Raw genomic sequence first — 12,779 nt, 5'->3', positions numbered from 1 at the left:
CCCCGGCCGAGGCAGGCGCCGTTCCACGATGGTTCGCGACGATCCGGCGGGGACCGCCGGACCGTCAGTCGGCGGAGCGCACCGACACGTCGCTGAACACCACCCGGGCGTCCTCCGTGTACGCCCCGACGTTGCCCCGCAGATACGGGCGCTCCTTGTCCTCGTAAGCCACCAGGCCCCGCCCGTCCACGCTCACCTCTATCCGGGCCCCGCGCTGCCCGACCCGCACGTCCGACCACTTGCCCACCGGGAACCGCTCCGCGCCGGTCGCCAGGAACCGCTGCCCGCCGGGATAGGCGGGGTCGCGCTTGCCCAGCTCCCAGCCGTTGGGCTTGAGCGTGATGTAGTAGAAGTGCTCCGGGTCGGTGTAGCCCCACACCAGCCACGGCACCTCCCACGGGTTGGGCTCGGGGGTGCGCAGCTGGGCCTCCGTGCGCATGCGCGCGCGGTAGTCGACGTCCCCGTACCGCTCGGTGGAGACGATCAGCCCCGCGTGGGTCTCCTCCGGCACCTTGGCGGGCTGGGGGGAGAGGGCCAGGCCGTCGTGGCGGCCGATGTTCACTCCGTGGCCGTCGAAGACCGACCGCCAGGGGCCGTGGACCGATCCCTCGGCCCACGGCCTCGCCGGCTCTCCGCTGTCTTCCCACATGGTGCTCACGGCCAGTGCGATGCCCGCCACCACGGCGGCCGCGAGCACGGCGAGGGCGAGAAGCCGGCGATCTCTCGTCATGCCGTCGAGTATGACCCCGGACCATCGGGCTGTGGGGCGATCACGGCATCGGATACGGCCACCGCTTCTGCGTCGGCGCCGAAGTCCTCCGCCAGCTGCGCCACGATGCGCTCCGTGGCCCGACCGTCACCGAAGGGGTTGCCGGCCGTCGCCATCCGCCGGTACTCCTCCTCGTCGTCCAGCAGGTGTACGGCCGCGTCGAGGATGGCCTGCGGTTCGGTGCCGACCAGCTTGGCCGCGCCCGCCTCGACGGCCTCGGGCCGCTCGGTGGTGGTCCTCAGGACCAGGGCCGGCTTGCCGAGGCTGGGGGACTCCTCCTGGATGCCGCCCGAGTCGGTCAGCACGAGGTCGCAGCCGGCGAGCGTGGCGGAGAAGTCGACGTAGCCCAGCGGCTCGACGACGCGGATGTGGGGGTGGCCGGTCAGCTCCGGCAGCAGGGCCTCGCGGACGGCGGGGCTCTTGTGCAGCGGCAGGACGAGCTCCACGTCGCCGCGGTCGGCGAGTTGCCGCAGGGCCTTGCCCATGGCCCGCATCTTGTCGCCCTGGTTCTCGCGGCGGTGCAGGGTGACCAGGACGCGCCGCAGGTCGGTGCGGAAGAGATTGGTGCCGGTGTCCTGTTCGAGGACCCACAGCAGGTTGTCGATGACGGTGTTGCCGGTGACGAACACCTCGGCGTCCGGCACCCCTTCGGCGGTCAGGTGGCCGGCGGCGCGCGGGGTGGGCGCGAAGTGCCAGCGGGCCATGCGCCCGATGAGGCGCCTGTTGAGCTCCTCGGGAAAGGGGTTGTCCAGCACCCCGGTGCGCAGCCCGGCCTCGACGTGGGCGACGGGGATGTGCTCGTAGAAGGCGGCGAGGGCGCCGGTCAGGGCGGAGGTGGTGTCGCCCTGGACGACCACGACGTCGGGGCGCTGCTCGCGGACGACCTCGCCCAGGCCGTCCACGAGACGGGCGGTGAGGGTGGACAGCTCCTGCCGCTCCCGCATGACGTCGAGTTCGACGGCCACCTCGACCTGGAGGAGTTCGAGCATCTGGTGGAGCATCTCGCGGTGCTGGCCGGTGGTGACGACGATGGGGTCGAAGAGCGGTGAGGCGGCCATGGCGCGGGCGAGCGGCGCGAGCTTGATGGCTTCCGGCCGGGTGCCCAGCACGAGCATGGCGCGTACGGGCGTGGCGATGACGTTCGGGGACATGGGTCTCCCTAGAAGTACCTTTGCTTGGCTGATGATTGGGGGCGCTGCCGGTCCTCCGGTGGGCGCGCGCCGGTTCTGCGGCGCGCGCGGTGCCGGCGTCAGGTGCGCGCGGTCTTGAGCCAGGTCTGCTTGCCGGTGAGCATCCGCCACAGGCCCCACCATCCGGCGGCGAACCAGATGTAGCCGTAGAGGACGAACACGTGGGAGAGCAGAATCGCGCGGACGAGCCCGAGTCCTCGCTCGCGCCGGGAGTAGACCCAGCCGTAGGCGTACGCCGCCGTGAAGGACAGCACGTACGGGCCGGCGATCCACATGGGCGAGATGAGCGCGTGTCCGGCCTGGATGGAGCCGATGACGGTGCCGGCCGTGGCGACGAGGAAGGACAGCGGCAGCAGTGAGGTGAGCAGGATCAGCACGGGGCTGGAGAGGTGGTACAGCAGGTCCACGGCGGCCTTGGTGGGCACCTCGCGCAGGATCAGCGGGACCAGCCCGGCCGACTGCAGGTGGCCCTGGAACCAGCGGGAGCGCTGGCGCACGAGCCGGCGGACGTCGAGCACGGCCTGCTGGGAGACCGCGGCGGTGGTGCAGTGCTGGTTGGTCCAGCCGCGGGCGATGAGGCGCACCCCGAGGTCGAGGTCCTCGGTCAGGGAGTCGCTCCATGGTCCCCTGCCGCTTCCGTCGCCGAGGGTGTCCAGCGCGGAGAGCCGCATGAACTGGCCGTTGCCGCCCATGCCGACGCTGCCGAAGTAGCGGCGGGCGGACTGGAAGATGTCGCCGTAGATGACGAATTCCATGTCCTGGAGCCGGGCGAGCAGGCCTTTGTGCCGGTTGTACATGCGCACGCCGACCTGGGTGGCGCCGGTGCGCGGGTCGTCGAAGTAGGGGTCGACCGCCTGGACGACATGAGGATCGAGCCGGCCGTCGGCGTCGACGACGCAGACGATGACGTCGCTCGGGTCGCGGCCGTCGAGGAGGCCGGATTCCCGCAGGTGGCGGATGCCGTCGTTGAGGGCGGCGCCCTTGCCCTTGCGGGCGTTGGGAAGGTGGCGCTGCAGCAGCCGGACCCGGTCGGGGTCGGCGGCGCGGGCGATGGCGGCCGTGCGGTCGTCGGAGGCGTCGTCGATGACCAGGGCCATGAAGTTTCCGGCCGGCAGGGCGGTGATGCGGGCCAGGCTCTCGGCGAGAACCTTCTCCTCGTTCAGACAGGCGAGGAGGAAGACGTAGAGACGTTCGGCGCGTGGGCCGCGGTCGCGGCGGACGCGACGTCTGGAGAGGACGAAGAGGGTGCTGTTGTAGCACCCGGCCATCACGATGATGGCGATGCTGGACCACAGCAGGACTTCGGTGATCATCAACGGTCACCGGAGCTTCGGAGCACGAACCAGAATTTGGCCGAAAGAAGTACGGCGGCTATCGCGCAGTAGAGCAGGAAACCTGCCCCCGCCGCTTCCTGCAGTCCCCTGGCAAAGGGTATGCCCGGCATAACTTCTGGGGCTGCCGTCAGCCCGGCCAAAGGCAGGACTGTCCCCAGAGCGGGTTTTCCGTACATGAGTTCCCCCCGGATTCCGCCTCGCTTGAGGCGTGCGCTGGGAAGGTATCAGACCGAGCGACCTGTTCAGTCCTTCATGGTGAGAGATGTTGAATCGGAACAGTAAATTCTGTGTACCAACCGGTAGTTATGCCTGCTGGTGACAGTGGTGTGACTGATGGGATCTTTGGTCTGCACCAATTTGGTTGTCATTTATTGAACGGTCCGGACCAGGGCTGTCTATTGACACCCCCTCCAGAGGGCCACAAGAATCAGCCAACTGTCGGGACCCGCCCCCTACGGGGGAAGGAATCGACAACAGCTGGTCAACCAGGGGGGAACAACAATGGAAAACATGCGAGGGAGAGCGGGGATTTCCCGGCTCTCGCTCATCCTGGCCCTCATCGCCGCCCTGCTGGGCGGCGTCGCGCTTTCCACGGGCGCCGAGGCCGCGATAGGCCGGGACGACAAACCCCGGCCCCCGCACGGACTCAAGGGCATCAGCTCCGCCTCGCTCTCGGGGGCGAGCACCAACGACCTCAAGGCCTGGGCGAGCAGCCGTCTCGCGAACGACCGCAAGCGCCGCGCCGGCACGCTGACCATCAGCCCCGCGCCCGCCCCGAAGACGACCGTCACCGCCGCCGGCCCCCAGGCGCTCGCCGCCGCGGCCGGTCCCTCGGCGCTCGTCCTCTACGACACGACCGGCCCCTACGGCCACCTCGGCGAGCTCTACGCCATGGCGGTCTCCAACCTCGCCGGCCACTTCGGCACCGTCACCGCCAAGCCGGTCTCCGCCTACACCGCGGGCATGGTGGAGCAGTACACCTCCACCTACTACATCGGCTCCACCTACTACGGCGGTACGCTGCCCGACGCCATCCCCGCCGCCTTCTACCAGGACGCGCTGAAGACCACCAAGCCCGTCAACTGGATCGGCGACAACATCTGGGGCATGGCCAACGCGGTCGGCGTGGAGAACTTCAAGAAGAAGTACGGCTGGGACCCGACCAACTCGTTCTTCGAGACCAACGGCAACGTCGGCAACGTCAACCAGGTCACGTACAAGAACCAGACGCTGACCCGGAAAATCCCCACCGGCTTCGACGGCGGCGTGCTGCACCCCGCGGTCTCCGACGGCCCGGACTACCCCGACATCACCGAGATCGCCCAGGCCAAGGACGCCAACAGCGGGGCGACCTTCCCCTGGGCCCTGCGCTCCGGCAACCTCACGTACGTGGGGGAGATCCCCTTCAGCTACGTCTCCGAGGCCGACCGCGTCATCGTCTTCGAGGACCTGCTCTTCGACGGCCTGGCCCCCGCGACCGCCGAGCGCCACCGGGCGTTCGTGAGGCTGGAGGACATCAGCCCCGACGCCGACCCGGCGAAGCTGCGGGCGATGGCCGATTACCTCTACTCGCAGAAGATCCCCTACGGGATCAACGTCATCCCGGTGTACACCGACCCCAAGGGCGCCTACAACAACGGCGTGCCCAAGACGGTCACCCTGGCCCAGGCCCCGCAGGTCGTCTCGGCGCTGAAGTACATGATCCAGCGCGGCGCCGTCCTGATGAACCACGGCTACACGCACCAGTACAAGAACGTCAACAACCCCTACACCGGGGTCACGGGTGACGACTTCGAGTTCTTCCGCGCCCACGTCGACGCCGCCGACAGCGTCATCTACGACGGGCCGGTCCCCGAGGACTCCACCGTCTGGGCGCAGTCCAGGGTGACGTCCGCCCTCGCCGCCTTCACGGCCGCGGGCCTGCCTAAGCCCACGCTGTGGACGACGCCGCACTACGCGGCCTCGGCCACCGACTACCGGGTCTTCGGCCAGAACTACACCGCGCGGCTGGAGCGTTCGCTGTACTTCGCCGGGACGCTCAGCGGCGGAACGGTGAACTCCAGCCGATACATCGGGCAGTTCTTCCCGTACGCGGTCAAGGACGTCTACGGTACGACCGTGCTTCCCGAGAACATCGGCAACTACGAGCCCGTGCCCTACAACAACCACCCGGCGAGGCTGCCGGCCGACCTCATCGCGTCGGCCAAGGCCAACCTGGCCGTCCGTGACGGCGTGGCCAGCTTCTTCTACCACCCGTACTACGACGTGGAGCCGCTGAAGCAGACGGTCGAAGGCATCCGTGCCCTCGGCTACACCTTCGTGGCCCCCGCGGCTCTCACCCAGTGAACGCGATGAGGAGGACGGCCGCCGCGCTGGCGGCGGTGGCCGTCCTCTTCGTCGCCGGGTGCTCCTCGTCCGGCGACGGTGACGGCGACCCCGGACCCGGCCCCACGGGCGGCGACCGGAGCGGCCGGCCCGACGACAGGAAGGTGAGCGGAGTGCGGGGCGTCACGCTTCCCTCGTGGAACACCGACGACTACAGCAGTCCCCAGGCGGGAACGTATCTGCGCCAGATCGCCGCCACCGGCGCCCGGTGGGTGACCTTCACGCCGACCTGGTACCAGGACCGCGTCACCGACTCGGCCATGCGCACCACCGGCGAGACCGCCGCCGACGACAGCCTGCGCCACATCATCCGCCTCGCCCACGAGGCGGGGCTCAAGGCCATGGTCAAGCCCCATGTGGACCTGACCAAGGGCGGTGACCGCGCCGAGATCCGCCCCCGCGACCGGGACGCCTGGTTCGACGCGTACCGGCGCTTCATCACCCACTACGCGCGGCTGGCCCAGGACACGGGCGTCGAGCAGTTCTCGGTCGGCACCGAGCTCGCGGGCACCTCGCAGGACGGCGAACGCTGGGGCCGGACCATCGCCGCGGTCCGCGAGCGCTACAAGGGCCCGCTGACGTACGCCGCCAACTACGACGAGTACCAGAAGATCCCCTTCTGGAAGGACCTCGACGTCATCGGTATCGACGCGTACTGGCCGCTGGCGGACAAGGCGACGACGGACACGGCCCGGCTGCGGCAGGCCTGGCAGCCGATCACCGAGGAGCTCGCCGCCTTCTCGCAGCGACAGCACCGCAAGATCCTCTTCACCGAGGCCGGTTACGTCAGCCAGCGCGGCACGACCACCGCCCCCTTCTCCTGGACGGTCAGCAAGCGCGACGGCGAGGAGGAACAGGCCGCCGCGTACGAGGCGCTGCTCGCCGCGTTCGACGGCAAGCCCTGGTGGGCGGGCGTGTGCTGGTGGATGTGGGACGACTGGCCGGACAGCGGCGAGACCGCGAAGAGGCTGTCGTACACGCCGCACGGAAAGCCGGCGGAGAAGATCCTGCGCAAATGGTGGGCGCGTTCGTGAACCGCTAGGTGTCGCACTCCAGCACCGTCCGGCACAGCGCGCACCGCGCCCGCAGCCGCCCGCGCACCGGCACCCGGATGCGCTGATGGCACGTCGGGCAGGGGAAGCTGACCCGTAGCGGATCGGCGCCCTCGAAGGCGTACCCGGCGCCGGCGGGCGCGGTGCGTGTGCGCCGGTCCCGGGCGTACCGGTGGTGCCCCAGCCGGCCGGCGGCCGCCAGCGGGGGGCGGCGCGCGTCCCGGTGCGCGCACTCCCGCCCCCGTACGTACGCGTCGTAGGCCTGCGGGCTGGTGAACCACGGCGAGGGGTCCTCGTCGAAGGCGAGGGCGCGCTTGGCGAGGACGTAGCCGAACTCCTCGGGCGTGAGGTAGCCCAGCTTCTGCGTCGAGACCGAGGACTCCCGGTAGGCGTCCAGCAGCAGCCACCCCGCGCCGAGGTAGGCGGCGGCGGTGTCGGTGAGGATCTCGTTGTCGCGTGTGCCGGGGAACTCCAGGCCGAGCCGGTGCAGGTAGACGTGCATCACCTCGTGCGAGAGCGCGGCGCCGATGTCGCGGCGGTGGGTCTTGAAGCGGGCGTTGAGCTCGATGAAGTACTCCGGTCCCGCCGCGAGTTCGACGTTTCCGGCGTGCCGCATCTCCCGGAAGCTGACGATCATTCGGGCGTCGGGCAGGCGCAGATGCCGGACCATCTCACCGGCGACGCGCTGGACGCCCAGGTAGGGGTCCTCGTCGTCGGAGAAGGCGACGCCGGCCGGCGGCACGCTCGCCTCGAAGGAGCGCACTCCGTCGTAGGAGAGCCGCTTGTACAGCGCCGTGATCGCCGACCGCACGGTCTCCAGGTGCGGGAAGCCGTGCTCGATCGCGATGTCCGAGCCCACGCGTGACCACCCCCGTGCGGTTGCCGGTGCCCTTCCACTGTACGGGCGGCGGGCCTTCGCCGACTGGCCGAAAACGCGGCTAGATCACGGGTGTCACCCGGCCCGATAATCGCCAAGCGCATTGTCATGAGCCCTACAAGGACCCCCACCGTCCGGCCGTGCGGTGCGCACAACCTCCCACGAAAGGAAGACCGTTGCGCAACTACCTCAAGGTGCTCAGAAGATGCACCGCAGTGGGCGCGGTCGCCCTCGCCGCGTTCAGCCTCCAGCCCTCCTCCGCCCAGGCCCAGGACCCCGAGCCCCGGCCCGGTCCCAGCGTCGTCGGCGGCGTGCCCGCCACCCAGGGCGAGTTCCCCTTCATGGTGCGGCTGTCCATGGGCTGCGGCGGCGCCCTCTACACCCAGCAGATCGTCCTGACCGCCGCGCACTGCGTGAACGGCAGCGGCGCCAACACCTCCATCACCGCCACCGCGGGCGTCGTGGACCTCCAGTCCTCCCAGGCCGTCAAGGTCAAGTCCACCCGCGTCCTGCAGGCCCCCGGCTACAACGGCGTCGGCAAGGACTGGGCGCTCATCAAGCTCGCCCAGCCGATCAACCTGCCCACCCTCAAGATCGCCGACACCACCGCCTACAACGAGGGCACCTTCACCGTCGCCGGCTGGGGCGCCACCCGCGAGGGCGGCCCGCAGCAGCGCTACCTGCAGAAGGCCGAGGTCCCCTACGTCGACGACGCCACCTGCGAGGGTGCCTACGGCGGCAGCCTCACCCCCGGCGAGGAGATATGCGCCGGCTTCCTGGAGAAGGGCGGCGTGGACACCTGCCAGGGCGACTCCGGCGGCCCGATGTTCCGCAAGGACAACGCCGGCGCCTGGATCCAGGTCGGCATCGTCAGCTGGGGCCAGGGCTGCGCACGCCCCGGCTACCCCGGCGTCTACACCGAGGTGAGCACCTTCGCCTCGGCCATCAGGTCGGCCGCCGCCGGCCTGGGCGGCTGAGCCCGTCCCCCGGCCCGTACCCCACCCGCACCCGACCGCCCGTACCGGTCCGGCAGGCCGTCCGCTGACCCGGACGGCCCAGCCCCGGTACGGGCCCCGACGGCCCGTCCACGCACCCCGCCCGCCCCGGCCCCGACCGCCGGGCACCGCACTTTGGTATGACGCGGACGGGCCCCGGTCATCCTTTCGGCCGAGACGAGAATGGTCGGACAGTCGAGGTGTGCGGCACATAAACGTCCGTAACGTGAAGGCGTGCCCCCGGAAGCCCGGCGGCCACCGCCAGAGCCGACCGTTACGGAAAGGCACCTCCCGTGTCCGTGAAGTCCCGCATCGCCGCCGCCACCGTCCTCACCGCCGCCGTCGCGGCCGTGGCGTACCCGACGGCGAGCGCCTTCGCGGCGGACCAGCGCGACCACGACACCCGCCCCGGGCACACCACGGTCCAGCACGTACGGCTGCCCGACGGCAGCCGGGCCAGCCTGACCTCCGGCGACGGCCGCACGAGCGTGACCGTCACCAGCCACGGCAAGCAGCAGCGCACCTTCGACACCGGCCGCCCCAGCGCCGACCTCGACCGGCTCCACCTGCGCATCCTCGGCGGCGACAGCCCCCGCCCCACCCTGCGCGCCCGGCTCGACGGCAGCAGCCTGACCCACTACTACGACTTCGCCTCCGGAACCCTGCGCCACACCCCCGAGGCGTCCGGCACCACCCCGGCGGCCACCACGGCCGCCCACCGCACCGCCGCCGCCGGGCAGGCCGACACCAAGACCGACGCCCGCCGCACGGCCGGCACGGGCAAGCCGCCCCACCACTCGACCGGCAACCCCGTCAAGCGCGTCGTCGAGGCCGGCCAGGTGATCAAGGCCAGCCACGACGTCGGCGACGTCGGCACCCCCGTCGTCGCGGGCGGCGTCGCCCTGCTGGCCGCCGGCGCCGGCGCCTACGGCGTACGCGTCGCGCTGCGCCGCAGCGGCCGCACCGCGGACTGACGGGCGCCGGCCGCGCCCGTGCCGCCCCTGCGGTTGCGGCACCCGCGCACCCCCGGTGACATGGAGGGGCGCCCGCACGGGCGGGGCTCCGCGAGCACCGAACCCTTATCCGGGAACCTCCGAAGCCTGACAGGAGCGAGGGCACAGCATGGCGATCACCGTGGTCATCGCGGACGACCAGGAGATGGTCCGCACCGGCTTCCGGATGATCCTGGAGAGCCAGCCCGACATCGAGGTCGTGGCCGACGTCGTCGACGGCGAGGCCGCCCTGGAGGCCGTAGAGCGTCACCGGCCCGACGTCCTCCTCCTCGACATCCGCATGCCCAAGCTGGACGGCCTCGAGGTCACCCGCCGCCTGTCCGCCCTCTCCGCCGCCCACCCCGAGCACGGCCAGCGCCCCCGCATCGTCATCGTCACCACCTTCGACCTCGACGAATACGTGCACACCGCCCTGCGCAACGGCGCCTCCGGCTTCCTCCTGAAGGACGCCAGCCCCGCCATGCTGGTCGAGGCCGTCCACGCCGCCGCCGTCGGCGACTCCCTCATCTCACCCGCGATCACCGTGCGGCTGCTGCGCGACATGGCCCCGGCCGGCTCCGCCCCGAGCACCGTCAGGCAGCCCTCCGAACCGCTCACCGACCGCGAGGCCGACGTCGTGCGCTGCCTGGCCCGCGGGGCCACCAACGCCGAGATCGCCGGTGAACTGTTCGTCTCCCTGTCCACGGTCAAGACCCACCTGGCCAACGTGCAGCTCAAGCTCGACGCCCGCAACCGTGTCGAGATCGCCGCCTGGGCATGGGAGAGCGGACTGGCCGCGGGCGGCACGTGAACAGATGGGCCGCATGGGCCGCCCGCCACCCCCGCGGAACGGCAGCCGCCAAGGCCGGCCTCGGGGTCGTCCTGCTCTGCCTCGTCGCCCTCGAGGGCATCGCCCTGGCCCGCCAGCCCAGCCGGCCGCACGCCATCGTCCTGGCCTCCGGCGTCCTGGTCTGCCTGTGCGCCGTGCCCTACAGCTGGATCACCCTGAACGTACGGGCGTCCATCGCCGTCGCCGTCTCCTGGACCGCCTCCGCCGCCCTGATGGCCGGACAGCACCCCACGATCGTGTGGGGCATGGGCGAGGACGTTGCCCTGCTCGTCCTGCTCACCCTCGTCGTCAGCCGCTCCTCCCGCCGCGTCGCCGCCGTCCTGGGCCCGATGCTCGCCCTCGCCATCGTCGCCGCGCCCATGCGCGACCTCAACCCCGAGTGGTTCACCGCCCTGTTCACGGTGCTGACCGTCGTCGTGGGCAGCTACTCCCTGCTACTGCGCGGCCAGTCCGCGCGGCGCGTGCGCGACATGGCCGCCGTGCGTACGGCCGAACGCCTGGAGCTGGCCCGCGAGCTCCACGACCTCGTCGCCCACCACATCACCGGCATCGCCGTGCAGGCCCAGGCCGCCCGCTTCACCGCCCTGGAAGGCCCGGCCGCCGCCAGGGCCTTCGAACGCATCGAGACCTCCGCGAGCGAGGCGCTGGGCGCGATGCGCCGCCTGGTGGGCGTCCTGCGGGAGGGCGAGGCCGAGACCGAGCCCGTCGCCGGCCTCCCGGAGGTGCGCGAACTGACCGAGGCGTTCGCCCGCACCGGACCACCCGTCGCCCTTTACATCGAGCGGGGCATGGAAACCTGGATCCCCGGAGACGTCGCCGCCGGCGTCCACCGCGTCGTCCGCGAGGCCCTCACCAACGTCCGCAAGCACGCCGCCGACGCCACGGCCGTACGGATCGGGGTGCGCGGCGTCCCCGCGGGCGTCGAGCTGCGCATCGCGGATGACGGCAAGCGGGCCGCGGGCCTGGCCGAGCAGGCCCGGGGCGGGGGATTCGGCCTCGTCGGGCTCGCCGAGCGCGCCAAGGCCATGGGCGGCGCGCTGACGGCGGGCCCCGCCCCGGAGGGCGGATGGCAGGTGACGGCGCTGTTCCCGGTGGACCGGGCGGCCTGACCGGGCCGGCCGGGCAGCGTTCGCCGGGGGCTCAATCCGCCGACGGCGCAAAGCCTTGGAGCGGGCCGGCGCCGCTGCCTAGCCTCACGCCATGGAGACCGTACAAGTAACCCCCCACATCTGGATGTTCACCTTCACCGCGGGCCAGGCCTACGCGGTGCGCATGCGAGACGGCGCCGGCTGGGCGCTGGTCGACGCCGGGCTGCCGGGCAACGAGCAGCGGATCCTGGACGCCCTGGCGGATCTGGGGGCCCGCCCCGAGGAGGTCAAGGACATCGTGCTGACCCACTTCCACCTGGACCACAGCGGGTCCGCGGCCGCCCTGGCGGCGGCCACCGGGGCCAGGGTGCTGGCGGGCGCCCCCGACGCGCCCGTCATCCGCGGAGAGGTTCCCGGGCCGCCGCCGGTGCTGGAGGACTGGGAGGTGCCCCTGTGGGACTCGGTGCAGGCCGGCCTGGGGGACGTACCGCCCGCCGCGCCGTGCCGGGTGGACCGCGAGCTCGCCGACGGTGACGTCCTGGACTGGGGCGAGGAGGTGCGGGTCCTCGCCGTGCCCGGGCACACCGACGGCAGTGTCGCGCTGCACCTGACGTCGTCCGGCGTGCTGTTCACGGGCGACACCATCGCCAATCACCCGCACGTGATTCTGGGCGTCTTCAACACCGACCGCCGCCAGGCCCTCGCGTCCTTCCACCGTCAGGCCGAGCTCGACGTTCAAACGGCCTGTTTCGGTCATGGTGCGCCGATAGTCGGCGGCGCGGGCGAGGCCCTGCGGGAGGCGGCGGCCGGGCAGCCCGTGGCCTAGGCCGCGGACGACTGCCCGTAGCAGAGGCAGAAGGGGTGCCCGGCCGGGTCGGCGAAGACCCGGAAGCCGCTCTTCTGGCCGCCGCTGTCGTGGAGGAACGTCGCACCGAGGGCGATGACCTCCTCCTGCGCCCGCTCCACGTCCTCACGCGTGTCGACGTCGAAGTCCAGGTGCATCTGCTGCGGGTGACCCGGGTCGGGCCAGCGGGGCGGGTGGTACTCGCCCTGCACCCCCTGGAAGGCGATGCGCCGGCGGGTGACCGGGTCGGTCAGCCAGACCCACTCCGGGTCGCCCTCGTCGCCCTCGACCCGCCAGCCGAGGATCGCGGAGTAGAAGCGGGCCAGGGCCGACGGGTCGGGGCAGTCGATGACGGTGCACTGCAATGTGGCGATCATGAACTCATGATGCCGTGCCGCACAGC

At 71.5% G+C, this 12,779-nt stretch carries 12 protein-coding genes; 7 read left to right on the top strand and 5 right to left on the bottom strand.

Going from position 1 to position 12,779, the window contains the following annotated elements:
- Positions 1 to 64: 64 nt before the first annotated feature.
- The 3 genes from ACIGXW_RS00880 to ACIGXW_RS00870 all read right to left on the bottom strand — a co-directional run bounded on the left by ACIGXW_RS00880 (position 65) and on the right by ACIGXW_RS00870 (position 3,272).
- Entirely contained in the window at positions 65 to 730 is a 666-nt protein-coding gene (locus ACIGXW_RS00880) for a calcium-binding protein (protein WP_399568526.1), read from the bottom strand.
- Positions 727 to 1,920, bottom strand: coding sequence for a non-hydrolyzing UDP-N-acetylglucosamine 2-epimerase (wecB, locus tag ACIGXW_RS00875; RefSeq protein WP_399568524.1), 1,194 nt, complete (start codon positions 1,918 to 1,920; stop codon positions 727 to 729). The genes ACIGXW_RS00880 and wecB overlap by 4 nt, the downstream gene beginning before the upstream one ends.
- 98 nt (positions 1,921 to 2,018) lie before the next feature.
- Entirely contained in the window at positions 2,019 to 3,272 is a 1,254-nt protein-coding gene (locus tag ACIGXW_RS00870; protein ID WP_360913085.1) for a glycosyltransferase, read from the bottom strand.
- Between the two features lie 531 nt (positions 3,273 to 3,803).
- Here ACIGXW_RS00870 and ACIGXW_RS00865 point away from each other — a divergent pair.
- Together ACIGXW_RS00865 and ACIGXW_RS00860 are read left to right on the top strand one after the other, a co-directional pair.
- A complete protein-coding gene (locus tag ACIGXW_RS00865) occupies positions 3,804 to 5,639 on the top strand; it encodes a DUF2334 domain-containing protein (RefSeq protein ID WP_399568522.1) in 1,836 nt (611 codons plus the stop codon).
- A 5-nt stretch (positions 5,640 to 5,644) separates the two neighbouring features.
- Positions 5,645 to 6,712 carry a glycoside hydrolase family 113 gene (locus ACIGXW_RS00860; protein ID WP_399568520.1) on the top strand — a complete coding sequence of 356 codons (1,068 nt, stop codon included), beginning with the start codon at positions 5,645 to 5,647 and terminating at the stop codon, positions 6,710 to 6,712.
- Between the two features lie 4 nt (positions 6,713 to 6,716).
- Here the strand turns inward: ACIGXW_RS00860 and ACIGXW_RS00855 are convergent, their stop codons facing one another.
- Positions 6,717 to 7,589: a hypothetical protein gene (locus ACIGXW_RS00855; protein ID WP_399568517.1), complete on the bottom strand. Its 873-nt coding sequence runs from the start codon at positions 7,587 to 7,589 to the stop codon at positions 6,717 to 6,719.
- Between the two features lie 194 nt (positions 7,590 to 7,783).
- Here ACIGXW_RS00855 and ACIGXW_RS00850 point away from each other — a divergent pair, with 194 nt between their 5' ends.
- The 5 genes from ACIGXW_RS00850 (at position 7,784) to ACIGXW_RS00830 (ending at position 12,358) form a co-directional block, all read left to right on the top strand.
- Entirely contained in the window at positions 7,784 to 8,584 is an 801-nt protein-coding gene (locus ACIGXW_RS00850) for a S1 family peptidase (RefSeq protein ID WP_399568515.1), read from the top strand.
- A gap of 311 nt (positions 8,585 to 8,895) precedes the next feature.
- The gene (locus tag ACIGXW_RS00845; RefSeq protein ID WP_399568513.1) at positions 8,896 to 9,576 is read left to right on the top strand and encodes a hypothetical protein; all 681 of its coding nucleotides are present in this window, start codon (positions 8,896 to 8,898) and stop codon (positions 9,574 to 9,576) included.
- A 148-nt stretch (positions 9,577 to 9,724) separates the two neighbouring features.
- Positions 9,725 to 10,405: a response regulator gene (locus ACIGXW_RS00840; protein WP_399568510.1), complete on the top strand. Its 681-nt coding sequence runs from the start codon at positions 9,725 to 9,727 to the stop codon at positions 10,403 to 10,405.
- Positions 10,402 to 11,553, top strand: a complete 1,152-nt coding sequence (locus ACIGXW_RS00835) for a sensor histidine kinase (protein WP_399568507.1) — start codon at positions 10,402 to 10,404, stop codon at positions 11,551 to 11,553. The genes ACIGXW_RS00840 and ACIGXW_RS00835 overlap by 4 nt, the downstream gene beginning before the upstream one ends.
- A gap of 91 nt (positions 11,554 to 11,644) precedes the next feature.
- Positions 11,645 to 12,358, top strand: coding sequence for an MBL fold metallo-hydrolase (locus ACIGXW_RS00830; protein ID WP_399568504.1), 714 nt, complete (start codon positions 11,645 to 11,647; stop codon positions 12,356 to 12,358).
- On the opposite strand, the gene ACIGXW_RS00825 is transcribed toward ACIGXW_RS00830, so the two are convergent.
- Positions 12,355 to 12,753: a VOC family protein gene (locus ACIGXW_RS00825; protein ID WP_071965177.1), complete on the bottom strand. Its 399-nt coding sequence runs from the start codon at positions 12,751 to 12,753 to the stop codon at positions 12,355 to 12,357. The genes ACIGXW_RS00830 and ACIGXW_RS00825 overlap by 4 nt on opposite strands.
- Positions 12,754 to 12,779: the final 26 nt, after the last annotated feature.

The sequence above is a fragment of the Streptomyces sp. NPDC053079 genome, assembly GCF_044546695.1.
Taxonomy (GTDB): Bacteria; Actinomycetota; Actinomycetes; order Streptomycetales; family Streptomycetaceae; genus Streptomyces.
The sequence above is the reverse complement of the archived record's forward strand: the minus strand, read 5'-3'. Positions and strand labels throughout refer to the sequence as shown.